This window comes from Polaribacter sp. 2305UL8-11, from assembly GCF_058147165.1.
Genome location: NZ_JBYVJW010000016.1, coordinates 63,764 through 87,093, shown reverse-complemented (window position 1 = coordinate 87,093; position 23,330 = coordinate 63,764). Strand labels below are relative to the sequence as shown.

General features: G+C 31.1%; 25 protein-coding genes. 22 read left to right on the top strand and 3 right to left on the bottom strand.

What is annotated here, in order from left to right; translation table 11 throughout:
* Positions 1–28 precede the first annotated feature (28 nt).
* Positions 29–2,965 (bottom strand): tetratricopeptide repeat protein, encoded by a 2,937-nt coding sequence (locus ACY2RW_RS14250; RefSeq protein ID WP_490123405.1) that lies wholly within the window; start codon positions 2,963–2,965, stop codon positions 29–31.
* Between the two features lie 318 nt (positions 2,966–3,283).
* Between ACY2RW_RS14250 and ACY2RW_RS14245 the strand changes: the two genes are divergently transcribed.
* From ACY2RW_RS14245 to ACY2RW_RS14185, 13 genes are all read left to right on the top strand, one after another.
* Positions 3,284–3,760 (top strand): hypothetical protein, encoded by a 477-nt coding sequence (locus tag ACY2RW_RS14245; protein ID WP_490123404.1) that lies wholly within the window; start codon positions 3,284–3,286, stop codon positions 3,758–3,760.
* Between the two features lie 66 nt (positions 3,761–3,826).
* A complete protein-coding gene (locus ACY2RW_RS14240; protein ID WP_490123403.1) occupies positions 3,827–3,964 on the top strand; it encodes a hypothetical protein in 138 nt (45 codons plus the stop codon).
* The gene (locus tag ACY2RW_RS14235) at positions 3,954–4,580 is read left to right on the top strand and encodes a hypothetical protein (protein ID WP_490123402.1); all 627 of its coding nucleotides are present in this window, start codon (positions 3,954–3,956) and stop codon (positions 4,578–4,580) included. Before ACY2RW_RS14240 ends, ACY2RW_RS14235 begins: the two co-directional genes overlap by 11 nt.
* Positions 4,581–4,664: 84 nt before the next feature.
* Positions 4,665–5,777 carry a hypothetical protein gene (locus tag ACY2RW_RS14230; RefSeq protein ID WP_490123401.1) on the top strand — a complete coding sequence of 371 codons (1,113 nt, stop codon included), beginning with the start codon at positions 4,665–4,667 and terminating at the stop codon, positions 5,775–5,777.
* Between the two features lie 12 nt (positions 5,778–5,789).
* Positions 5,790–6,494, top strand: coding sequence for a hypothetical protein (locus tag ACY2RW_RS14225; protein WP_490123400.1), 705 nt, complete (start codon positions 5,790–5,792; stop codon positions 6,492–6,494).
* Positions 6,495–6,499: 5 nt separating this feature from the next.
* Complete coding sequence (locus tag ACY2RW_RS14220) at positions 6,500–6,649, top strand: hypothetical protein (protein WP_208076711.1); 150 nt, start codon at positions 6,500–6,502, stop codon at positions 6,647–6,649.
* A 61-nt stretch (positions 6,650–6,710) separates the two neighbouring features.
* On the top strand, positions 6,711–8,210 hold the full coding sequence (locus ACY2RW_RS14215) for a type IV secretory system conjugative DNA transfer family protein (protein ID WP_490123399.1): 1,500 nt from the start codon (positions 6,711–6,713) through the stop codon (positions 8,208–8,210).
* A gap of 188 nt (positions 8,211–8,398) precedes the next feature.
* Complete coding sequence (locus ACY2RW_RS14210) at positions 8,399–8,701, top strand: hypothetical protein (RefSeq protein ID WP_490123398.1); 303 nt, start codon at positions 8,399–8,401, stop codon at positions 8,699–8,701.
* A 12-nt stretch (positions 8,702–8,713) separates the two neighbouring features.
* Positions 8,714–9,079: a DUF2958 domain-containing protein gene (locus ACY2RW_RS14205; protein WP_490123397.1), complete on the top strand. Its 366-nt coding sequence runs from the start codon at positions 8,714–8,716 to the stop codon at positions 9,077–9,079.
* A gap of 24 nt (positions 9,080–9,103) precedes the next feature.
* Positions 9,104–9,571 carry a hypothetical protein gene (locus ACY2RW_RS14200; RefSeq protein ID WP_490123396.1) on the top strand — a complete coding sequence of 156 codons (468 nt, stop codon included), beginning with the start codon at positions 9,104–9,106 and terminating at the stop codon, positions 9,569–9,571.
* Positions 9,572–9,651: 80 nt separating this feature from the next.
* A complete protein-coding gene (locus tag ACY2RW_RS14195; RefSeq protein ID WP_490123395.1) occupies positions 9,652–10,104 on the top strand; it encodes a relaxase/mobilization nuclease domain-containing protein in 453 nt (150 codons plus the stop codon).
* A 41-nt stretch (positions 10,105–10,145) separates the two neighbouring features.
* A complete protein-coding gene (locus tag ACY2RW_RS14190) occupies positions 10,146–10,442 on the top strand; it encodes a hypothetical protein (RefSeq protein ID WP_490123394.1) in 297 nt (98 codons plus the stop codon).
* A 196-nt stretch (positions 10,443–10,638) separates the two neighbouring features.
* Complete coding sequence (locus tag ACY2RW_RS14185) at positions 10,639–10,764, top strand: hypothetical protein (protein WP_490123393.1); 126 nt, start codon at positions 10,639–10,641, stop codon at positions 10,762–10,764.
* 15 nt (positions 10,765–10,779) lie between these two features.
* On the opposite strand, the gene ACY2RW_RS14180 is transcribed toward ACY2RW_RS14185, so the two are convergent.
* The gene (locus tag ACY2RW_RS14180; protein ID WP_490123392.1) at positions 10,780–11,133 is read right to left on the bottom strand and encodes a DUF7222 domain-containing protein; all 354 of its coding nucleotides are present in this window, start codon (positions 11,131–11,133) and stop codon (positions 10,780–10,782) included.
* 311 nt (positions 11,134–11,444) lie between these two features.
* Between ACY2RW_RS14180 and ACY2RW_RS14175 the strand changes: the two genes are divergently transcribed.
* Together ACY2RW_RS14175 and ACY2RW_RS14170 are read left to right on the top strand one after the other, a co-directional pair.
* A complete protein-coding gene (locus ACY2RW_RS14175) occupies positions 11,445–11,912 on the top strand; it encodes a hypothetical protein (RefSeq protein ID WP_490123391.1) in 468 nt (155 codons plus the stop codon).
* A 1-nt stretch (position 11,913) separates the two neighbouring features.
* Positions 11,914–13,860, top strand: coding sequence for an AAA family ATPase (locus ACY2RW_RS14170; protein ID WP_490123390.1), 1,947 nt, complete (start codon positions 11,914–11,916; stop codon positions 13,858–13,860).
* A 26-nt stretch (positions 13,861–13,886) separates the two neighbouring features.
* Here ACY2RW_RS14170 and ACY2RW_RS14165 read toward each other — a convergent pair whose 3' ends face one another.
* Entirely contained in the window at positions 13,887–14,276 is a 390-nt protein-coding gene (locus ACY2RW_RS14165) for a helix-turn-helix domain-containing protein (RefSeq protein ID WP_490123389.1), read from the bottom strand.
* 152 nt (positions 14,277–14,428) lie between these two features.
* Here ACY2RW_RS14165 and ACY2RW_RS14160 point away from each other — a divergent pair, with 152 nt between their 5' ends.
* The 7 genes from ACY2RW_RS14160 (at position 14,429) to ACY2RW_RS14130 (ending at position 23,319) form a co-directional block, all read left to right on the top strand.
* Entirely contained in the window at positions 14,429–15,976 is a 1,548-nt protein-coding gene (locus ACY2RW_RS14160) for a hypothetical protein (protein WP_490123388.1), read from the top strand.
* 188 nt (positions 15,977–16,164) lie between these two features.
* Positions 16,165–17,109, top strand: a complete 945-nt coding sequence (locus tag ACY2RW_RS14155; protein ID WP_490123387.1) for a tyrosine-type recombinase/integrase — start codon at positions 16,165–16,167, stop codon at positions 17,107–17,109.
* Entirely contained in the window at positions 17,099–17,995 is an 897-nt protein-coding gene (locus ACY2RW_RS14150) for a tyrosine-type recombinase/integrase (RefSeq protein WP_490123386.1), read from the top strand. Before ACY2RW_RS14155 ends, ACY2RW_RS14150 begins: the two co-directional genes overlap by 11 nt.
* Positions 17,996–18,150: 155 nt before the next feature.
* Positions 18,151–19,326, top strand: coding sequence for an LOG family protein (locus ACY2RW_RS14145; RefSeq protein ID WP_490123385.1), 1,176 nt, complete (start codon positions 18,151–18,153; stop codon positions 19,324–19,326).
* A 3-nt stretch (positions 19,327–19,329) separates the two neighbouring features.
* Entirely contained in the window at positions 19,330–19,785 is a 456-nt protein-coding gene (locus ACY2RW_RS14140) for a hypothetical protein (RefSeq protein WP_490123384.1), read from the top strand.
* Between the two features lie 27 nt (positions 19,786–19,812).
* Complete coding sequence (locus ACY2RW_RS14135) at positions 19,813–20,388, top strand: hypothetical protein (protein WP_490123383.1); 576 nt, start codon at positions 19,813–19,815, stop codon at positions 20,386–20,388.
* A gap of 312 nt (positions 20,389–20,700) precedes the next feature.
* The gene (locus ACY2RW_RS14130; RefSeq protein ID WP_490123382.1) at positions 20,701–23,319 is read left to right on the top strand and encodes an AAA family ATPase; all 2,619 of its coding nucleotides are present in this window, start codon (positions 20,701–20,703) and stop codon (positions 23,317–23,319) included.
* The last annotated feature ends 11 nt before the right edge of the window (positions 23,320–23,330 follow it).

Here is a 23,330-nt window from a genome sequence, read left to right as displayed (position 1 = left end):
GCTGAAGCTTTTAAAATATATTTTATAATTATTTTCTTTTTTTATAAAAATAAATGCTTGTAGAAATAGCCATTATAAATATTAAAGTATAGTACCAATATTGGTAAATTAAATAAGATCTTAATAAATTAATAGAATATCCATAATAAGAGGGATTTAGTGATTTTGCTTTTTTATAATCTAAAGCTGCTTTTTTATAATAACCTAATTTATCCAAACAAATACCTCTAAGGTTGTATGTATAAGCTTTATTATCATTAATCAAAATAGATTTTGAAAAGTTAACTATAGCTTTTTCATATTTTTTTTGTTTTAGATAAACTTGCCCTAGTGTCCCATAGGAACTACTAAAAGATGAATCTTTATTTATGATTTTTAATAATTCATCTTGAGAAGTTTTATATTTTTTCTGAAAAAAATAAACTCGCGCCCTATTAATTTGAGCTGTAATAATAGTTGAATCTAAAGATAAAACTTCATTAAAATATTTTTCTGCTTTATCAAAATTCTTTGATTGTATACTTTGCCTCCCTTTATTTAATAATGAATTAATGTTTTTAGGGAATTTTCTATTTATATTTATTGATTTTAAAATAGAAGTTATTTTTTTTCTAAAAAATAAAGTCGTGTCTAATAGAGTGGCTTTTTCTAAATCTTTTTTCGCTAAATTATAATTTTCACTATTTTTATTATTAGAAATTCTTTGATAAGTTTTAGCTCTTAAGAAATAAGCTGGAATATAATTTGGATTTAATTCTATTACTTTGCATAAATCTTTTTTAGCAAGTTTAAATTTTCCTACTTTATGTTTTTGATAGAATTGAGCCCTAAATAGATAGCCCTCAATATCTTTTGGATTTAGTTCAATTATTTTTGTAAAATCTTTTTCAGCTTCATAAAAGTTTCTCTGTTTAATATAAAAATTAGCTCTATCTAAATATTTTTGATAATTTAATGGTTCTAGTTTTATAGCTTTTGAGTATTCCTTTTCAGCCAAATCATATTTAGATTTTTCATAAAGTCTCGATCTAAATGAATGATTATTTGAGTTTTTTGGATCAAGTTCAATTGCTTTTAAGTTATCTCTTTCTGCTAAAAAATCATTTTTAATTCTGTGATAAAATTTCGCCCTATCTTCATATCTATCTGGATTTAAAGAATCTTTCTCAATTGCCTTTGAATAATCTTTTTCTGCTAAATCATACTTACCAATTCTGTAATAAAATTTTCCCCTATCCTCATACCTATCTGCATTTAACGAGTCTGTATTGATTGCTTTGGAGTAATCTTTTTCCGCTAAGTGATATTTATTGATTCTTCTATAAAATTTTCCCCTATCTTCATATCTATCAGGATTTGAAGGGTCTACTTTGATTGCTTTCGTATAATCTTCTTCTGCGAAATTATTTTTATCAATTCTTCTATAAAATTTTGCTCTCTCTTCATATCTGTTAGGATTTAATGGATCAACTTTTATAGCTTCAGTATAATCTTTTTCCGCTAAAATAAATTTATTTTGACTTAAATAAAGTCTCGCTCTTTTTAATATTACTATTGCATTTTTTGGAGTTAAATTAATAGCACTATCTAAGTCTTCAATTGCTCTTTCTATCAATCCAATATTTTGATATAAATTTGATCGAACGGAATATTCATTTGATATCTCTACTGGTTTCAAATTTTGGTTGATAATGAAAAAGGCAGGTTTTTTCTTTTGAGTTTTTAAAAATATCATATTTGATAACCAGCTTTCAAATACAAAACCATTGATATGTAATTCTGCACCTTTCTCTTGCATTTCGATACTGTCAAATGCTGTGTAATCAATATTTAATTTTTCAGGACTAACAAATTTTCCACCAGCAATATCTATCATATTTTCTGATGGCGAACTCATAAAACAAATTTCTCCAATTCCACAATCTTCTTTGAAATTTGCACTAAACCCCCATATCAAAATATCTGCATTATTTGCTAGTTGTATTTTAGTAGCATCTTCTATTTTTCTTGGAGGTACAATGTCTTCATTATAAACATATTTAATAGGTAGTTTTTTGAAATGAATTAGTTGGTCTATTTTATTACTAATACTAAACCCTACACAATTATTTTCATTAATAGTATCTCTTTTAAATTCTTCAAATCTGGTTATTAAAATATATAATGAATCTTTACTCTTTGATTTAGGAAATATTTGCTTAGAATTACCATATTTTTTAGATAAAGTATTTTTGTTTTTTGATGACACATAGGTGTTTTCATCTTTAATGATTTTTATTGGTTTTAAAGAATATTCTTTAAGTATTAAAAATCCAGTAATACCTATTAAAACTAATACAGTAATATATCTCCAATTACTTAAAACAAAATTTTTAAAATTGATTCTATTGGTTATAAATCTTTCAAAAGTTTTTCCTAAAAAAGAAACTTCTTCCTTGAAGTCTTTTGGTGTGATTTCCGTTTTTGAATATTCATTATCTATTTCTTGAAAATCAAAATTCCATTCCTCATCAATTATAATTTCATATCCATCTCCAAATTTTTCAGGTATTTCTAATTGAGCAAAAAAATCTCTAAATCTTTTAACACTCCCTTGTTCACTATCAATTAAAGTAATTGAATTAAAAAAATCAGAAATAGATTTAGAATTATAATAAATATCGTATTTACTGTCTTTTTCAAAACTGTGAAAAAACAGACATAAAATGCCATGAAAAGCTGATTGAGTTAGCACTTTTGAAGTAACACATTTTCTTACTGTGCTTTCACTATACGGGGCGTCAATTGCAAAAGATTTTTCAGTAATATTACCTTTATTGATAACTCGAGAAGTCATATTCTCCACTGCTTTTTGTGAAGCAATTCCAATTGAAAATTTTTTAATTTTCTTTGGATTTAAGCTTTTATTAAATAATTCCCAATCAGAAATTGAGAATTTTGCGCCAGCAGATTCTTTCTTATCCATGCAATAAAGATAAGGTTTTTCTTCATTCGCTTGAAATCCGTCTTTCCGTTTTCTTTCCTTAACGAATCCGTTTTGAATCCTTAAAATCTTTAGAATCAAGCGTTAAAATTGCAGTATCAAAAGCGAAAAAAGCTCACCTACGCCAATAGGTGAGCCGTAAAATCGCCGAGATATGAACCACATTTCTATCTCAACTTATTCAATTAAAGAATTCAATTTCTAAATTGAATCAACACATATATATCATTTGTGTTAGAATAAGTCAAGTAAATTTTTAGTGGTTCATCAAACAAAGTTTAACCTTTAAATGAACCACGTATGGAAAATTTTAAAACTCCAGAACAAAAAACAAAAAACTACAAAGAGACAGATTTATGTCTCTCAGCCATCGAATTGTTAATCAAATCAACAACCTATAGACATATAGGTTACCAAATGCTGAACGATTTAGATTCAGATGAGTTAGACCCAGACCATAAAGTTACTTACTTATATTTATATGGTAGATACTTTACTTACACCTATAGAATAACAAAAGATGTAGAAAACTTAGAGACCGCTAATGATTTTTATGATGACTTGATGCAGTATGCATTCGATCACGATGTAAAAGTTACAGAGTTTAAAATTTTCTACAGCAGAGCCTACACCAAGTTCCAATTAGCCAAAATCGTATGGGACGAGGAACGCAAGCCTTGGCTTTTAAAGAAAGCAAAATCAATAACAGACAGAGCTTTATCTATAGATAATTCAAATGACAGCTTCTTATGGTTGCAACAGCAGTTGCAGGCATAAATGTAAACAAGCACTTCCCACATTTGGGGAGTGCTTTTCTATTTCCAATTTTAAAACAATACATAAATGAAAACAAACACAAAAATACAAAACCATCATACGATTTCTATGTCAAGACACTTAGAGATGAATTCACTTTTACAGCAATGGTGGATTACAAAACAACAGAATATTAATACTAAACACAAACAAGATGAAAAATAGAATTATGACAAGAACAGAACGACGAGCAAAAAGAAAAATGGAGCAATTTATTGCAGATAATGATGCATTCTTTACACCATTTAAAAAGGAGTATCAGCATACCAACCAAGCAATAACTATAACTTTTGGAAGTACGATTCCAAAATTTAGATTAGCACACTGGGTAGATATACAAGAGGTAAAACTCAAGGAAGAATTAATCACTCTTGGAGGGAGAATGACTGCGATGCGAAAATCATTTCCTGTAAAGTTTATCAACCATCTTTTAAAATTTCTAGAGATGGATATTCCACTTATAAAACTAGCAGAGCATTGTTATTACTTTTTTCAATACCAAGAAATTTTCACCAACGGAAAAGGCAAAGATTTAGCAAAACGATTTGTTACAAACCTTAATAAATGGAAGCAAAATCAATTAGATGCAAATGCAAAAGATACGTTCTTTTCCATCTGTTCAGAACTGCGCCAATCTATGTCTACAAAACATCTGAAATCTTACGGGAAATACCTTTTTGGAGCGAGCTACGATGACATTCAAATCATTATGATGGACTGTTATAGAAATCCAGAAGTATTAGAAGATGGTAATTCAGGGTTCACTTTCAAACTAAAGTAAGTACATCAAACACAAGGAGGTAAAACTCCTTGTGCTTTAAACCAATTAAATAAAGTATTCACATAACAATTAAAAATAAATACAATGAAATTATTAGGTAAAAAACCAGAAAAGAACAATGGAAACAAAACTACAGAAGTCCTGAGTTTTATGTTTCAGAAAGAACAGTTAGAAAAAGAATTACATCAAGAACACGAAGCGATTAAAAATGAGATATCCATCCCCTTAGCAAAAGACTTAGGGGCGATGAACAAACCAGAGCCAGCTTGCGATGTGGATGTGTATACGAAAGTAATTAGAGCGTCATACGCCAAGATGATTGCCAAAGCCAAAAAAGAAATAGGTCCAGAGATAGAATCCTATCATATTGTTTCAGAGCGTGAAATCGCCAAAGAGAAAAAGGAAGCCTTAGATAAGGAATTGGAGAAAAAAGAAAAAGAATTGCGTATCAAAGAACGTCAATTAGAAGAATGTGACAATTCTTTGATTAAAAAAGACAAACGCTATAAACTCATACGAATTTTCTTGCTGTTTATCTGTTTGGTTGATGTTGCTATTTCATCGGTGGCGCTTATGGCGATGGGTTATAACATGCTTACATCATATATAGTCGGCATAGGAATCGGTGGGGCGATATTTTTCGTGAGCGAGCAAATTCAAAATATCACAAGCAAAGGAAAAAATTCATTTCAAAAACGCTTAATTCTAGGCGGTACTTTTTTAGCTGCTTTTCTATTATTCTATGTACTAGGAATGTTTAGAGCGACACAATTCTCTAGTGGAGTACTAAGTAATTCAGAGGGGGTAAAACCAATTTACTTTGCTTGTTTGAACTTATTCTTTTTTGCAGCATCTGTAATTACAGTTTTTCAAAAGAAACTATCTCCTGTAGAACAAAAAATCATAGACAAATGGAAGATTGTAAAAGGGGAAGTGGAGATTCTAACCAGAGCAGTAAATCATTTAAAGCAAGAAAAAGAAACGATTCGTTTGGTTCAATCCCAATCAGAATTGGCACGTCAGAAAATTCAACTATATGCACAAGACCTACAAGAATTAATCCAACGCTTATTTGAAGAGAGCCAACATACTTTTTACAGCACCAATGCCATACACAGAAGTGATGGGAAAACACCTTTGTTTTTTAAAGAACCCATACAGCAATTACCCTCATTCTATAAAGGGTTTAATCTATAAATCACAAACAAGATGAAACTAAATATTTACATACTGGTGTTTGGGCTGATGGTATCAGCCTGCACCACTTCAGAAGACAAAACACGTATTGTTTCGGTATTAGAAGATACTACAGAAATTGATTTTATTGCTAAGCCTGATGCAACTAAAATTCAAAGCTGCTACAATTTTGACACCAACTTATGGCAATCTGCCAATTTTCGCTATGGTAGGATTAATAGCTTGATGCACAATACACGTCAACAAGTAGGTATTCCATCAGAACAAGCATTGTTAGGCAATGAATTGGAACGTCAAGAATTGGTGACTGGGTTTCAAAATGAGATTAAAAACATACTACAAAAATCAAAAGAAACGAAAGGACACAAATATTCTTCTATTTGGTTACCTCTTGTGGAAGAATTACGAGTACTACAAAAAATAACAAACAGTAATACAACTGTTTATCTGTTTTCAGATTTACAAGAAAACAGTCGCTTTTTCTCTGTTTTTAGAGTAGCTGATTTGCAATTATTAGAAGGGGAACAGGAAAAGGTACTTGCACTTTTTTTAGAGAAGTCCAAAGGGATTAAACCAACGAATGCCATTGAAGTTGTTGTGGTTTTTCAGCCAAAAACAATTGAACAAGATGAAGGCTTTCAGAAATTAAAACAACTGTACGCTCAGTTATTTTCAAAATTGGGGATTCGTATCAAGTTTGTTGCCAATTTAAACTAACCGATATGAGTAAAGCAAAAACATTTTTTAGAACCCTACAGCAGATATTCTCTGCTGTATTTAAACTCTTAATGATGGGCGTTTATATGCTCTCAAGAATCACAGAGGGAATCTCAAAAATACTGGCAAAAATCAGTGAAAAGTTTATTGATTAGTCCAGTCCATAATGGACATTAGGTAGAAATACTATTTGATTTATTAAATAAAACAATTCAAATGAAAAAAATTATAGATGCACTATTAGACCCCCTAACAATGCTCTTTGATGGCATTGAAAATCTCTTTGAAAAAGACCATAGTTATAATGGGAGCTTGGGAGATGCAGACAAAGTTTTAAAACGCAAACATTCCAAAGGCAATGGACTTAAAATTGGCAATCGTTTTGTGAGTTTAGCCCAAATGATGAAAGGCGGTATGCTTTTACTTGGTAAAACTGGAGTTGGTAAATCCACAAAAATTTACCTCCAAAACTTACTTTCTCTAAGTGAACTAACTCCAATGTCAATTGTTTGTTTGGACTTGGCAGAAGAATTAAGAAACACTACAGGAGGTTATATAGAACAAGTATTAGATGAACAATCTGTCATTAATTTCTCCAAGGCGGATGCCTCTTCTGTTACCTGGAATCCTTTGGAAGATTTAAAAACAGAAGATGTGCATCGATTTTCGGTTGATTTGGTAGCAAGTCATACCCCAGATGGAGGAAGTAAAGATCCAATTTGGAACAATTTGTCTGCTTCTGTGATTAGTTACTGTATTTTGCTTTTAAAACGTATTGAGTACATCACAGGGTTAAGAGGATATGTAAACTTGTACAATGTCAGATACCTAATCGTTGTGTTACAAGGAGAACCCACAAAACTTAAGGCACTCATTTCTGTATTTGCTGACGATTTATTATACAGCAATTTCAAAGCATTTTTAGCCAATGATGCCAAGTTTTTAAACAGTGTACTGTCTAATGTTTTATCTGTGTTGGTACTTTGGCAAGATGAGGATGTGATACGCACCACTTCCTCTACTTCTCTTGTAATGGAATCTTTTCGGTATGAGAAAAAAATACTCTGGATACAGAGTTCTATTACCGCCCAAAAACGATTAAAAGGGTTGAACTCTTTATTCCTAAAAGCGTGGTTTGATTTCATTATGAAATCAGGTGTACCCACCAAAGAAGAACTTCCCATTGCTTTTTTTGCAGATGAAATGTCAGCAGTATCTACCACTGACAAGGGGTTTATTCCTTTCATTTCCAGTCAAATACGTAAGTTTAAATCGTTTGGAATCTTTGGTTATCAGTCCTACAGCCAATGCATCAATTTATATGGAAAAGAGGGCGCTACGACCTTAAGAACCAATACAGGAACTGTCTTGTATTTAGGAAAACAAGATTTAGATACTGCCACCCATATTAGCAAGTCTCTTGGTAGGTATTCTTACGAAAAAGAGGGTAAAACGCTTACAAGGGAAGTCATGACCCCTGAAGAAGTGATGTATCAGCATACAAAAGAGGGTGGCTTTTTAATCACCAGCGAGGAACGTCCTATTTGCTTGAAACGTATCAAAGCTTTTTATCAAGATCGGTTTTTGAGAAAACGAGCTGAAATTCCTGCACCAGAGATTCAAACCAACAACCCAATGCCAGAACTCCTGCCAATTGATGAATTGATAAAAGATGTGATGAAACTCAATAAAAATGCATCTGATGGAAAAGCTTAAAAGGACGCTTTCTAAAAACAAAAGGTGGATGAAAAACGCAAAGGTGCTGTTGGTCTGTATTGTTTTTGCAAGCCTATTGAAATGCGTAGAACTTCAAAACAGAAACTCCAAGAGAGCTGTTGAAGAACGATTGTATCGCATCGAACAATTGCTCAAAGAAAATCATCAAAAACAAAAAAAGCTGAATAATGAAAACAAAGAAAGTAGCACATTTTGATATAGGTAAAATATTAGCAGTTGCAGAACATGGTTTGTTGCGATTATGGATAGCCTCTGAAAAGAAATTAGAGAGATGGATAGAAAAACCTCAAATCAGAAAAACGAAACCAAAACTAAAACTGTCAAAGAAAAGCAAGCAGAAGTTGGCAGAGGAACGTGAACAAAATCGTGCTGTACAAAGAGCAATTTATCAGAAAAAAGCACAAGAGCGATTTACAGCACTAGAAATACAGCCCTTAGAAACAGAAAACTCCATAGATATAAACTACTAAAAAAAGAAAGATATGAAATTAATAACACCAGAATTATTAGAACGATTTAAAGAAGTTGGAAATCAAGATGAAGTAGAAAATCCAATATTTATTGCAAAATTCTTTAATCCTTGTGGTTCTCAGACTTGGTACGCAAGTGAGTACGACCCAGAGATAAAAATAGCTTATGGCTATGTTACTGGAATGTATGTTGATGAATGGGGAACATTCTCTGTTACAGAGTTAGAGGCTCTAAAACCACCACCTTTTGGACTACCCATAGAAAGGGATATCCATTTTGATGAGATTACTTTTAAAGAGCTGATTAGCAAGCAACGATTTCAAGATTTAAATACTCAAGAAAAAGACAATGCTAGGGACCAAGATATAGAACTCTAAACCATTTCTCCGTAAGAAATTAAAATGAAAACAACAGACTTTCCATACAACAATGTTCAAGCCTATTTAGATGCTATGGGTGTACTTGAATGGGGAACTGCTCAAGACATAGAAAATGCACGAAAAGAATATCGAAAGTTATATTTGCAGCAGTATCAAAAGCATCGCTATCACAGTACTCATACCAATGTTAGTATTTCGTTTTCTAAAAAAGAAAAAGTAGTATTGGAAAAACTGGCACTTGAACATGGAAAAAAATTAGCAGGCTTTTTAAAAGATATTGCACTCTTATATGCAGAAACCAATTCTTTGCATTCAACAAACATCACGGCATCAAAAAAGATAACAGAAATCAAACAATTATTCTCCCTTGGCTTTGATATTGTAGAAGAATTAGCCTTTGAGAATAGTTACCCAGAGTTATCTAATAGTTATCAAGAATTACTCCGGCTTTTCAGACAATTAGAAACCATATTAAATCAAGAATTTTGATCATCAAAAGCATCAGTCATACAGGAAATAAAAAAGCGGCAAGAAAGCTGATTAAATATATCTTTGATGGTCGTAAGTCATTGGAAGACCCAAAGGGTCAACAACTTATTTTCAAACAGCATCTTCGTGGATATGATAAAGACAAATGGGCAAAACAATTTGAGGATTTAGAAGCCAATAGGAAATCACATTATGGCAACAAATCTGTAGTGGCCTATCACGAAGTGGTCTCTTTTTCAGACCTATCAACTAAACACCTCACAAGATCCATTCTTAAAGATTTAGTTGGTAGATATATTAAGATGCGTACCAATGGTCAAATGCTTTGTGCTGGAGCAATGCATTTTGAAAAAAATAAAAATTGGCACGCACACTTAGTTTTTTCAGGAATCCGCACTACTAACTATAAAAGTTCGAGAATTTCTAAAAGTCGTTTGGCTGATATCAAATCACAATTACAAGCCTATCAGATACAAACCTATCCATTTTTAGAAGATAGTATTGTACGCCATGGTTTAAAAAAAAAGAATTGACCAAAGCCTATTCTGAAAAAGAAAGTCAACTTAAAAAAAGGATGGCAATGCCATCTGATAAGGATATACTATTTGAAAAAGTTCAGGATATTTTTCAAAAATCGAATTCAATTCAGCAGTTTGAAAACTTGCTTTTAAAAGCCAATATTCAAACCTACCATCGCAATTCAAAATTAACAGGCGTTTATTTCGGAAAACGAAAATACAGACTAAAACATAGCTTGGGAATTGACCCACAATTACTTTTACTCAGAGACAAAACCCAAGAACGATTTGTATCATTTCAACAAATGAATCAACAGCAAGATTTAGACAAATCCAACGATATAGAATTTTAAAAATAAGATTCTATTTTTCTATTCACACGATGGTAAGAAAGGGAGTTTGAGGGAAATGCTTTTCCCTCAACCAGAGGCAAGTTTTATGGATAACGATAGTTTCAATAAAACTTGCAATCTTGCTTACGATGTCGAAAAAGGAATTACTATGTTATTCTGATTTTCGTCATCGTAACCCTCTGTCTAAAAAGCCCAAATGGTAAGGGCGACTTTAGACAGGCTAAAATTGTCTTTAAATGCTTACATGGTAGAAGTAGATAAAGATAATTTTTGTTCTCAAGGACATAAAAAAATCATCTTTTTAAAAGATGATTTTAAGTGAATTAATAAAAAAAACTTACAATTCAAGTCCTAATTCTTGTGCCATTTTGTATGTAGTTTCTTCAAATCCAAACCAAGCTAATGTGTTTTTTAAATCACCTATGATTTTGATTTTACCACCCATTTCATCTTCAAAGTAAGAACGTAATTCTTCAATTTGAGAATAGTGAGTGTCAAAGAATTTATGCGTGTCTTGATAATAGATTAAAGAACTAATCATTCCAGTAATACAACCGTGATTCATCAAATCTAAAAAAAAATTTTTAATTTCATCATATTCAAGAGCTTCAATTGCTACTTGTTTTTCAATAGAATTTTCTTGTTGTTTTGCAATTGCTTGTAAAGTATTTTTAAGTTCTAAGTTAGTCATAGTATTATATATAGGTTAAGCGAATAATACGTTGACATCAAAAACTCCATTACTCATCTTTTTTGACAAGGAGGAATTCTGAAAGAAGCCAATCCTTGCGAAAAAGTGATGATAGAGTAATGTCGAAGTCCTTATTTGATAGCTCTATGTAAGACAGGGAATAACAACTTAATTCGTATAAGGAATTGTAAAAAAGAACATTCTAAAAAAACAGTAAAATGCTACTTAAAAAGTATCATTTTGATAGTGGATAACTGCTTTGACTGACTCATTTTTTTATTGATAATTTATATAAATCAATATATTTTACAATGGAATTAAATCTTAGAATTCAAAGTATTACGATACAGAAAAAGAACTTCCGTAATTTAAAAGATTTTGAATCCCAATATTTACATAAAGGAGTATCAATATCATATATTCACAATAAAAAAATCAAAATAATTTTTGACAAAGAGGTTACATTCTATCTTGGAAAAATTAAAAGATATTGCTCACAAATAGATGCTTTTGAATTTTATACAGTACAAGAAAGCAAGCTTAAAAACAGTTACTTAAATTTAGATGAATTCATGATAACAAAAGAGAACTCGAATGTATCTTTATCGCTTCTTGAGACCATCTTTATGTTATTAAAGATTCAGGTTGACCTAATAGGTAACCAGGAAAATCTTTTGTTGGTTAATTTAAAAAATTATAGATTTAAGAATACACAACAACAAAGAGGTTTTGAAGATTTATTTGAGAAATCTATCAGAGGAATATACAAGTTATCGTAATATGAAAACGCCTGAATTCAGGCGTTTTTTAGTATCTTTCAAAAAAAATGAAATGAATTATATTAGCTCGATACGATTTTATGGAAAGCATCTTGTTGATGTTTCAGAAAGGAAATTAGATTTTGCGATTCCATCACTTCATCAAAAACAGACCATTTCAATAATTTGTGGTAAAAACAGAACAGGGAAATCGTATTTGTTGAACAGAATAAGTCGTTGTATTGTAAATCACAATAAAAAAATCGATAGAAAAGAGTCTTACACTCAACAAAAAATCACGGAAGATGATGTTGATATGTTCATTACTAATTACAAACAAAGGTTAGAACGTATTCTGTTTATTGATGAGATTTTTAAGTACATACGTTTTGCCAACTCAATTTCTGTAATAAGAGATAGTAATTTTAGGAAGAAAGCCGCCTCTTCAATACGTTCAGATATTAATTTTTTGATTTTAAAAAATGGGTTGAACGATATTGTAAAAGAGACATTGCTTCATATAGATTCTATTTATTTTGACGAAGAGCAATGGCATAATTCTGATGCATATAGAACTAAAACATATACTTTTTTAGATATCAATTCTCTATATAAGATCAGTGGAGATAACAATTTGGTAAAACAGTTCAATCAAATTGTTGAGGGAGAGCTCTATTTGGGAAAGAAAAAAGATAGTAAAGGGCAAGATAATTTTGAATTATATCTGGTATATAATGAGCATACAACATTAGGGTTTTCAAATTGGAGCAATGGACAGAAAGTATTGTTTGTTACGATGTTAATGCTTCATTATAATAAACCAACAATTTTTATTTTCGATGAAATTGAAAATCACTTGCACCCACAGTATATTTCTTTCTTTTTTGACTATGTAAAAAAGTTAGTTCCTCAATCGATTATTTCAACTCATCATCCGCACATTATCTTTTCAAAATATGTAGATCGCGTTTGGTATTTAGAAGCTACCAATACTCCATCAAATATAGAAAATCAAGTTGTGAAAAAGAAAAATCGAAATTCGAATAAACCTCCATTTCGTAAAGCATTCGAATTAAGTAAGAATATCGATAAATTGGCATATACCTATAAATTATTTGATGGATTTGATTCACAATTGCTCAAGTTATCTTCAGCGACACTCAATAATTTAAATACAAAAATTGTAGAGATTTTTAAAAAATTATTTCACTATGATGTTGTCGATAGTAAGCTTACCAAAAAACCAGATATTCAATCCGAAAAAATTTACCAGTATTTGCAAGCTATTCTAACACAACAAAAAACAATCAATGTATTAGAGATTGGAGCTGGAAGTGGACGAATTTTGAAAGAACTGATTAAAATTAATTCTAAAATTGTTTTTGAAAGCGTGAATTGGTTTTTGTTGGACCCTGAAGCAGAAGTATTAAAAAAAGAAATTGAATTATTGGGAATTGAAAATGTTAAAATTATCACTGATATTTTACAAATTGAACAAACGATTGATTTAACCCTTTTTGTGAATGTACTGCATGAAATTCAACCAGAAGAAATAGCAAAATATATGTATCAACTTCAAAATACACTTAGTGTAAAAGGGGATATTTTGGTTGTTGAATTATTTCCTTTACTATTTCCAGAAAAGTTTTCTATTCCCATGAAATCTTCTGAATGGGTTGATTTATTCAGAACATTGGGTATGTCGACACAAGTCAATAGCATTCACATTAAAAATGGTTATATAGAAGCTTTTTGGATTCGTGCTAGATGGCATGAAATAAGTAACAAGAGCTTTAATGAAATTAAAACAATTATTGATGATTTTATTGAGAATACATTACTAATCAATAGATGTGCAGACTATAAAGCAAGATTTGAATTTCAAGATTTAGATGATGAAATGGTAAAAATAATGTGTGAGCTTACCTCTATTGCTTCTATATCTAGCTACTTAAAAAAACAATGGTAATAATACGATACTATAGATGTCAATAATTATTTTCTTCTTACTCTATCTAATTCCGCCAATCTAGATTTCATCTTCACATCCTGCAACTTCTCCACACGATCTTTCTCTATCATAGAATCCAAAAGAATGGTCACTACATTTCTATTGTATTCAGAAAGCTCATTAATCATAGACAATTTTTGAGCCACCGATTTATCTTTAATTTCTGAAGATTGAAATAATTCTATCACTCCAATGCCCAAGGCATCCGCAATCCGAACAATAGAAGCCAAACTTGGATTGCTTCCACCACGCTCCAAACGTGAATAGGTGGGCACCAGCATCCCACAACCCTCAGCAACGTCCTTTTGCGTGAGTCCTTTTTCTTTTCGAATACGTTTAATGTTGGCGAGTAAAAGTGCTTGTGTAGGCTCCATTTTAGGTTTTTTTATCAATTATTTACCGCAAACATAGGTAGAATTGATTATAAAAACAAAAAACACAAGTTTTATTTTTATATATAAACAAATTAGTTTACTTTTGAAATATATTTTTGTGTAATATGATGTTTTTAAAAGTTACCTAACAAATGAATCACTTTGATACCACCAATCCTAACCATTTCAAATATACAACAGAACTATTAGACTTCCATATTCTAGGAGGACTCACAACCTTTGGTTTAGATCGTATGCGTGTCACCTTAAAGGTCAATAGAATTGAGGATGAGTTCCACGCCTACCGAAATAATATCGATTTATATAACGCTAATAGTGTTGAGAAATTTGTGCGTAAACTCGCAGAGTTTTTAGAGGTTGGAACTTCAAAGATTAGAAGAGCCTTACAAGAACTGATTGCTGAATTAGAAAGCTACCGATTAGAACTATTAGACCAAGTCGAAAACGAAGAAGCAGAGGAATATTTATTATCCAAAAAAGAACGTCGTTCAGCATCTGATTTTTTGAAATCTAAAAACCTATTAGAAAAGACGAATAAGTTAATCGGGCAATCTGGAGTGATTGGAGAAGACGGAAACCGTCTGTTGATGTATCTCATCTTTACTAGTAGAAAGATGAACAATCCCTTAAACTGTATTTCTTTTGGAAGTTCAGGCTCTGGTAAAACGCATCTGCAATCCAAAATTGCAGAACTCATACCCGAAGAAGAAAGGCTTAGCCTTACTTCGTTATCTGCCAATTCATTCTATTACTTCAAAAGAACAGAATTAAAACATAAGTTGATATTAATAGAAGATTTAGACGGTGCAGAAGATGTACTCTATCCATTACGAGAATTACAAACTAAAAAACGTATTACCAAGTCTGTAGTACAAAAGGGAATTGGTGGACAGGGAAAAACTAAAAACCTAACAGTTGAGGGTCCTGTATCTGTTGCAGGATGTACTACCCAAGAAAGTATTTATGAAGACAATGCGAATCGTAGTTTTTTAATCCATATTGATGAGAGCGAAGCGCAAGACGAACACATTATGGAATATCAAAGAAAACTTTCAGCAGGGAAGATAGATATTGAAGAAGAATTAAAAGCTGAAGAATTGTTACGCAATGTACAGCGATTACTCAAACCTGTTAAAGTGATAAACCCATATGCCTTATACTTGTCTCTGCCACGGGCAGTATTTAAGCCACGAAGAACCAATGCCCATTATCTGCAATTTATTGAAGTGATTACATTCTATCACCAGTATCAGCGACAGTCGAAGTTCGACCTCCAAACTGGAGAGGAATATATTGAGACCACGTTAGAAGATATCAAATATGCAAATGAAATTCTAAAACCAATCTTGCTTCGTAAATCTGATAATCTAAACGGAGCTACAAGAAATTACTTGGAGAAATTAAAAATGTATTTAGAAAATAAAGGAGACACCTTATTTACCAATAGGGAAATTAGAAAAGAATTTAGAATAGCAGAAAGCACCTTACGAAGATATCAGCTCTTGTTATTACAAGAGGGCTATATCAAAAGAAGAAAGGATATCGACAGCGATTCTTTTACTTATGAAATTATAGATACTAACGAGTTTAAAGAATTGGAGAATAGTATCAATTCTGCGCTTAATTTTTGTATTGAAAAAATGGAGTCGCAGACCTCTTTAAGTAATGAAACAAAGTAAAATACCTTGCCACGCCGAGCTTCGGTGCGCCAGGGTTCGCCACTGGGGAAGTGGCGAGGGTAAAACTCAATAAATCAAACAGTTGTGAGTACTTCGCCACAAAAGCTAAAATACAAGCAAGGTCGAGAGGCTCGACACCCAATAATAGAAAATCAACAAAAAGATACTGAAATAAGTTCAGCATAAAAATGAAGAAACTACTACTAAAAAGCACCTCTTTTATCACGCTTATAGAAAGCTATACCGAATGGTTATCTGTATTGGGTTATGCTTCTTCTACGGTGTATAATCTTCCCAATCATTTAAAAGAGTTTTTCTATTACTTGGAGTGCAAAGGATATTCAAATATTTCATTCATCACTACTCAACTTGTAAAAGACTATTACAACCATTTATCACAAAGAACAAACCAACGACGTGGTGGTGGGATTTCCAAGGCTTTTTTAAACAAACATGAACAAGCATTAAAACTCTTTTTAAAATATCTCAAAGAACACAAATCGAATATCAAATTTGGTGTGCATTTAAAAGGAGAAAAAACCAATTACCAAGAAAACAAAGTTATCCTTACACAAGAAGAAGTCAAAGAACTTTTTGAAGCCTGTAATTTCTCGCACATGGCAGAACATTTTCAACTGCGAGATAAGGCGATATTGGTTTTGTTATATAGTTGCGGATTAAGGCGTAACGAAGCCGTGCATATCAATACCGAAGACATCTTGTTTGAAAAAGGGCGTATTTACGTCAGAAAAGGAAAAAACTATAAAGAGCGGGTAATACCCGTCAATAAGTATAATTTAAATATACTTGAAGAGTATTTGTATGAAGCACGACCAGAGTTTTTAAAAAATTATCAAACAGATGCACTATTACTCTCGAACCAAGGAAAACGAGCAAGTGATTTAACGATTGCCAATCGTTTGAAAGAAATTATCAATGCTACTGAAAATGAAACCATCCAAGAAAAAAACATCACACTTCATACTTTACGCCATAGTATAGCCACACATTTGATGCAAAATAAAGTGCCTATTAAATCAATAAGTACATTTCTTGGTCACGCTTCTTTAGAAAGTACACAGATATATGTTCATCTCACAAAAAGAGAAAATCAATTACAAGATGACTTATAGAGAATATTTAAGGAAACAGGGATATGCAAAAACTACAGTAAATTCATACGATAGAAATGCAAACTTATTTATCAATTGGTGTGAATATAACAATTATGAAACTACAACTATTGATTATAAATCCTGCTTACAATACATCAAAAAGCTTCAAGTAATTAAGAAAGAGAAGCGAGTATCACAATCCACGATTAAACATCAAGTAGGTGCCTTAAAAATCTATTTCAATTATTTAGTAGATTCCGAACAACGATTCGATAACCCAATAGAAAATATCAATATCCGAGGAGCACAAAGAACACTCAACCATAATTTGTTAGAAGCAGAAGAACTCGAGGATTTGTATTACAGCTATCAAACAGAGCGTATTGAATTTCCAAACTCAAAATCGGTAGCCATTCGTAACAAAGTCATTACAGGTTTAATGGTGTATCAAGGCTTAAATGCGACTGCGCTAAAATCACTCAAAGTAGAACATATTCAATTAGAAAAGGGAACTTTGTATATTCCAAGCACACGCAAAACAAACAGCCGAACGTTAGAGCTAAAATCAGCGCAAATCCTGCCTTTTGTGCTATTTTTAGAAAAACATAGAGAAATCCTCCAAGAAGAACTTGAAAACTACACAGAAAGCCTGTTTCCGCTGAATTCTGAGCGATTTGACATCATTACTTCGCACTTGTTTAAAAGACTCAAACGCATTAATCATAAGGTATCGAATGTGAAGCAAATAAGAGCTTCAGTAATTACCAATTGGCTCAAGACGTATAATATCCGAGAAGTACAGTATATGGCTGGACATCGTTATATTTCTTCCACGGAACGATATCAGCAGGATGATCTTGAAAATCTACACGAATTGATTGAGAATTTGCATCCGATTTCTTAATAACAGGAAAACACTATTAAAAAACAGGGGAAAATACCTACTTGTAGTCAATACTTTTATTGTATTTTTAAATATATTTATCTAACTAAATTTTATAACCTGTAATGAATATATAAAGTAATTTCAAAATATAAACATATTAAAATTAAAGAAGAATGATAGAAATAGATAAAATAAACCATTTTGAAAACTGGATAAAATCTGGAAATTTAAATCCATCTGCTATTCAGGGGTTAAATTTAAAATCTTATGATTCTGAAATTAATAAACTAGATTTTTCAGATAGTATATTTTTAGGCTGTGAAATAAGTAATGAAAGTTCTGGACATATTGTAAAGACAGGAGGTTTGGTAATACCAAATATGGATAATGTTCCTTTTAAACTTCATAAATCTAAATTATATTCTGTTGAAGAACTGTTTAAGGGTTTTGATATAAATAATGATAAAGGATATAAATTAACTTACGATTATAAGATTTATGAAGATTATGTCAAAAATGGATTAGAAAACCCAACTTCAATTTTAATTAGTCTTACCAGAAGACTTCATGATCATAGTATCACAGATGCTCTATATGAGGTGATTAAAGGCAGAAAAGTAGTTGCTATTATGGGCGGACATGCTATGGAAAGACAAGACGAATATTATTTAAAAGTTGCAAAAATTTCAAGAACATTAACTCAAAAGGGGTTCCTTATGATTAGTGGTGGTGGACCTGGAGCAATGGAGGCTACACATTTAGGAGCATATTTTGCTTGTAGAACAGAAAAAGAATTAATACAAGCTGTAAATCAGATAAAAATTCGTCCCGTGGATGCACCTCCCAAAAAAGAGTATGAAGATAAAGATTGGTTACATAGAGCATGGAGAATACTTGAAAAATATCCAATTCCTTCAGGGAAAGAGAAAGAATCTATGAGTGTGGGGATTCCGACTTGGTTATATGGACATGAACCTCCAGCGCCTTTCGCTACACATATAGCAAAATATTTTGCAAATAGTGTTAGAGAAGACGGTCTATTAGCAATAGCAAAGCATGGAGTTATATTTGCTCCAGGTAGTGCAGGAACTACACAAGAAATTTTTCAAGATGCTGCTCAAAACCACTATGCCCCTTACAATAAACAAAAATTTAAGAAGTATGTTTCTCCAATGATACTCTTTGGTATTGAAAGATGGACAGTTGAGAGGCCTCTTTGGAATTTCATAAAAAAAGTTTCTACAGGAAGACCATATGGGGAACTATTACATTTAACAGAAAATGAAAATGAAATAATTGATATGATTATCAAATATAACCCAAAAGACTATTCTTATCCTCAAAAATAAATTATGAAATATCTTATTTTTGGAGGTGCAAGGAATACTGGAAAGTCTAAATCAATATATAAAATTGCAGATTTTTTAATCAATGTTAAAGGCTATAAAGTTATAGATGGTTCATTTCAAATTAATAATTATGAATTTTGGTGCATTATTGCTAAAGATGAAAAAGTAATTTTAATTCAATCCTATACAGATACTGTTAGATCTATAAAGCAGTTGGAGAAAAGAAAATCTACAAATGAAAACATCTCTTATATTATAACTTCAATTAGAAATAAAGGGGATATTATGAGAGGTAAATTCAAGCAAATCCTTGATGTAACAGATGCAGATTATATTTTTGAAATTCCACTTGGAAAAGTGATTTCAGGTAAAACAAGAACTATTAATATAAACTGGTATTTGGACAGAATTTTAAAAATTTCGAAAGAAATTACAAAATATTCACCTTTCAATTTTTGATAAATATTTTTTCAAATAATAAATAATATGAATTATATAGCAAACGCTTTCGTAAGTTGTAGTCTACGAAAAGAAGATAGTAAATTCGTGAATTTCGTAGCGAATATTCTGCATCATTTTCAGATTAAACCTTTTGGAACAGTAGGTTTATTTGATGCTACAACAGAGAACCCTGTTCAATTAATGAAAACAAACATTGAGAAATCAGACTTTGTTGTAATCGTTGCTACAAAACGATATTTAACGAGAGATAGTATTAATGGTCGTTCTTCCAATATGTTATCAGAAATGATACATACAGAAGCTGGAATGGCATTTGCTAATTCAAAACCAGTAGTAGTATTTGTTCAAGAGGGAACAAACGTTGGAAGCTTTCTTCCATCAATAACTCAATATATTACTTTGGATGGAACACAAAAGAATTTAGATAGTCAAAAAAATTTAATAATGTACTTGTTGAATAGTGCTTATCAAAAATCAGAGGAAATTAAAAGACAAAAATCATGGCAAGGATTAGGACGGTTATTAGTTGGTGGACTTGCAATTTTTGGTGGACTGAAGTTGTTAGATGATGGTTCAGACAATCAAGAAGAATTTGATTAACTATTATTCATTTTGAATCAAGAAAACTACTATGTGTCTGTTTTTTATTTACTTAAAGTAAAGATTAAATTCTAATAGCCTAAAGTTATTAACAAGCTCTAATCTATTGATTTTATTGAAGATTTAAAGTAATTGAAACATGAACCAAAAACACCCAAATGTTAATAACTGAAATTCTTTAAATCAAAAGGATAAAGTATCTTTGATTTGATACTCAATAAGATAAATTCATGTCATTACGTTAAACCGTATTTTTAAAATATGATTTTTATTTAAATTGATTTCCTTATCAAATTAAAATACTATGAAAATATGCCTATACTACAAGACATCATCCAATGGATAGAAGACAAGCCTAAATTTTGGCAAGAAGCAATTAATCGAATCATCAGAAATAAAAACTTAACGGAAGATGATATCATTGATTTGGTTAATATCTGTAAATCTGAACAAGGAATTTTAGATTTCGAGATTGAAGACGTTGATATTGAAGAATTAAAGGAATTAGTTGCCAGTTCTGATATAGAGGAGAGTATTACCTTATCTAAAATCTGTAATTCTGAAAACATCAATGCATTAAAAGATAATGAAGAATTGGAGTTTGCTACCAATGGTTTAACCATAGTTTATGGTGATAATGGAGCAGGTAAATCTAGTTATGTAAGTGTGCTAAAACATATCTGTAATACAAGAGGTATTAGGCCAGTAATAAATCCAAATTTATTTATTGAAGGAAGTAATACTAAAAGTCAAACAGCAGAAATTGAATACGCTACAGAAAGTGGAGGTTCGGGTTCAGTAGTTTGGAAAGATGGAGTATTAAATAATCATACTTTACAGGCGGTTGATGTTTTTGATACTTATAGCGCAAATCATTATATCGAAGAGGAAGATGAAATAGCTTTCATCCCTTCAGGATTAGCCGTACTTGAAAAATTAGCTCATTGTTGTAAGCAAGTAGAGAATAAAATTAATGAAGAAAAAGCAACTCTAATATCCAATACTTTTGACTACAGTTTTCTTATAGATGAATATGAAACTGAAGTAGCAAAGTTTCTTTCAGGATTAGATAAAAGTACAAAGATTGAAGACCTGAAAAAGCATACCAATCATACCGAAGAATCAGAAAAAAGAATACTGAAGCTTGACGAAAAAATTATAAAATTAAAAGCTACTGATCCTCAAAAGGGAATAAAAGAAAACACCAATAAAATTAAACGTATCAATGTTTTTAAAGGAAAAATTTCTGATTTTGAAACTAATTTTTCTAAAGAGGCACTCATTCAAACAAAAATAATTATTAATGATTTTGTTAGTTCATCTGAAGCTTCAAAAGTGGCATCCGAAAAAGCATTTTCAAATTTACCCTTTGAGGACGTTGGGAATGAGCATTGGAAGACTTTATGGGAAAGTGCAAGAAAGTTTTATGACTATTCTTTTGGTAATGGTACTTTTCCAAGTGTGAGTGAAGGAGATAACTGTCCATTATGTCTTCAAGATTTGGATGAGAATGCAAGAGAGCGATTTACAAATTTTGAAACTTTTGTAAAAGCAGATTTACAGCAAAAATTAGATTTGGCTACTGCAAAATTTAATGATAAAAAAGATTTTTTTAATGACTTAAATTTTGATTTAGAAGAGTATGTAAATACCATAGAAGAGTTTGAAGAAACGAATGAAGGACTGACTGAAAAACTGGATAGTTTTATTAGAGCATTAAAAATAGAACAAACAAAAATTGTAAAGCTATTCGAAAACCCAAAAACAATAGAAGATATCAATGTTATTAAGTTCGAAGAGAATCCAATCACTATTATTGATGAGATTCGAGAAACACTAACTAATGAGAATGACAAATTAAGTAAGGTCACTATCAAAGATGAATTGAAACCTTTAGAACAAGAACATCGAAATTTAGTATCTGTTAAAAATTTACAGAAGTATGAACAAAAACTTATTGATGAGATTGAAAGAAAGAAAAAGATTGGTTTGATTATTAAATGTATTGGAGCTTGCGGAACGAGAAGCATTACGCTTTGTAGTAATGGTATTAGTCAAACTTATGTTACTAATAATCTAAAAGATAACTTCAAAAAAGAGCTAAAAAAACTTGGCTTTAAAAATATTAGTGTAGTTGCTGGAACTAAAGGTGTTAGAGGTAAACAATATCATTATTTAGAATTGGATACTTCTTATGGCGTAAATGTAAGATTAAAAGAAATTTTAAGTGAAGGAGAGCATAGATGCATTTCTCTTGCTACGTTCTTTTCGGAATTATCTATTTCAGAACATAAGTCTGCAATAATTTTTGATGACCCAGTATCTTCACTTGACCATAAGTGGAGAGGTAAAATATCAAATCGTATTATTCAAGAATCAAAAGAGCGACAAGTAATAGTATTTACTCACGACATTACTTTTTTAATGATGCTTCAGGAAGTTGCCAATAAAGAGAATTGCAATGTTGAAATAAAAAGTTTAACAAGAAAGAAAACAGAAACTGGTATACTTGCAAAGAATCCACCTTGGGATGCACTTACCGTTAAAAAACGAATTGGAATTCTTAATGCAGAATTTCAAGTTTTAGAAAAAATTGAAAAAATAGAAACAGATGAAGTTTATCGTGAAAGAGTTAAACCTTTTTATGGAAAGTTAAGAGAAACTTGGGAGCGTTCTATAGAAGAGATTGTTTTAAATGGAACTGTCCAACGCTTTGGTAGAGAAATACAAACGAGAAGGTTAAAAAAAGTCGTTGATTTTAGAGATGATGATTATCAAATCATTGAAGATAATATGTCTAAATGTTCAACAATGTTTTTGGGACACGATAGTGCTGGAGAATTGATAGAAAGTGTTCCTGATGCAGAAGAAGTGAAAGCAGATTTAAAAATCTTAACTGACTACATCACTCAATTTCGACCAAGAAGATAAAAATTTAAAAA

What these genes read in the sequence shown, in the direction of transcription:
- ACY2RW_RS14250 (WP_490123405.1), bottom strand. Translation starts at nt 2,965, where the DNA reads ATGGATAAGAAAGAATCTGCTGGCGCAAAATTCTCAATTTCTGATTGG.
- ACY2RW_RS14245 (WP_490123404.1), top strand. Translation starts at nt 3,284, where the DNA reads ATGGAAAATTTTAAAACTCCAGAACAAAAAACAAAAAACTACAAAGAG.
- ACY2RW_RS14240 (WP_490123403.1), top strand. Translation starts at nt 3,827, where the DNA reads ATGAAAACAAACACAAAAATACAAAACCATCATACGATTTCTATGTCA.
- ACY2RW_RS14235 (WP_490123402.1), top strand. Translation starts at nt 3,954, where the DNA reads ATGAAAAATAGAATTATGACAAGAACAGAACGACGAGCAAAAAGAAAA.
- ACY2RW_RS14230 (WP_490123401.1), top strand. Translation starts at nt 4,665, where the DNA reads ATGAAATTATTAGGTAAAAAACCAGAAAAGAACAATGGAAACAAAACT.
- ACY2RW_RS14225 (WP_490123400.1), top strand. Translation starts at nt 5,790, where the DNA reads ATGAAACTAAATATTTACATACTGGTGTTTGGGCTGATGGTATCAGCC.
- ACY2RW_RS14220 (WP_208076711.1), top strand. Translation starts at nt 6,500, where the DNA reads ATGAGTAAAGCAAAAACATTTTTTAGAACCCTACAGCAGATATTCTCT.
- ACY2RW_RS14215 (WP_490123399.1), top strand. Translation starts at nt 6,711, where the DNA reads ATGAAAAAAATTATAGATGCACTATTAGACCCCCTAACAATGCTCTTT.
- ACY2RW_RS14210 (WP_490123398.1), top strand. Translation starts at nt 8,399, where the DNA reads ATGAAAACAAAGAAAGTAGCACATTTTGATATAGGTAAAATATTAGCA.
- ACY2RW_RS14205 (WP_490123397.1), top strand. Translation starts at nt 8,714, where the DNA reads ATGAAATTAATAACACCAGAATTATTAGAACGATTTAAAGAAGTTGGA.
- ACY2RW_RS14200 (WP_490123396.1), top strand. Translation starts at nt 9,104, where the DNA reads ATGAAAACAACAGACTTTCCATACAACAATGTTCAAGCCTATTTAGAT.
- ACY2RW_RS14190 (WP_490123394.1), top strand. Translation starts at nt 10,146, where the DNA reads ATGGCAATGCCATCTGATAAGGATATACTATTTGAAAAAGTTCAGGAT.
- ACY2RW_RS14185 (WP_490123393.1), top strand. Translation starts at nt 10,639, where the DNA reads ATGGTAAGGGCGACTTTAGACAGGCTAAAATTGTCTTTAAATGCTTAC.
- ACY2RW_RS14180 (WP_490123392.1), bottom strand. Translation starts at nt 11,133, where the DNA reads ATGACTAACTTAGAACTTAAAAATACTTTACAAGCAATTGCAAAACAA.
- ACY2RW_RS14175 (WP_490123391.1), top strand. Translation starts at nt 11,445, where the DNA reads ATGGAATTAAATCTTAGAATTCAAAGTATTACGATACAGAAAAAGAAC.
- ACY2RW_RS14170 (WP_490123390.1), top strand. Translation starts at nt 11,914, where the DNA reads ATGAAAACGCCTGAATTCAGGCGTTTTTTAGTATCTTTCAAAAAAAAT.
- ACY2RW_RS14165 (WP_490123389.1), bottom strand. Translation starts at nt 14,276, where the DNA reads ATGGAGCCTACACAAGCACTTTTACTCGCCAACATTAAACGTATTCGA.
- ACY2RW_RS14160 (WP_490123388.1), top strand. Translation starts at nt 14,429, where the DNA reads ATGAATCACTTTGATACCACCAATCCTAACCATTTCAAATATACAACA.
- ACY2RW_RS14155 (WP_490123387.1), top strand. Translation starts at nt 16,165, where the DNA reads ATGAAGAAACTACTACTAAAAAGCACCTCTTTTATCACGCTTATAGAA.
- ACY2RW_RS14150 (WP_490123386.1), top strand. Translation starts at nt 17,099, where the DNA reads ATGACTTATAGAGAATATTTAAGGAAACAGGGATATGCAAAAACTACA.
- ACY2RW_RS14145 (WP_490123385.1), top strand. Translation starts at nt 18,151, where the DNA reads ATGATAGAAATAGATAAAATAAACCATTTTGAAAACTGGATAAAATCT.
- ACY2RW_RS14140 (WP_490123384.1), top strand. Translation starts at nt 19,330, where the DNA reads ATGAAATATCTTATTTTTGGAGGTGCAAGGAATACTGGAAAGTCTAAA.
- ACY2RW_RS14135 (WP_490123383.1), top strand. Translation starts at nt 19,813, where the DNA reads ATGAATTATATAGCAAACGCTTTCGTAAGTTGTAGTCTACGAAAAGAA.
- ACY2RW_RS14130 (WP_490123382.1), top strand. Translation starts at nt 20,701, where the DNA reads ATGCCTATACTACAAGACATCATCCAATGGATAGAAGACAAGCCTAAA.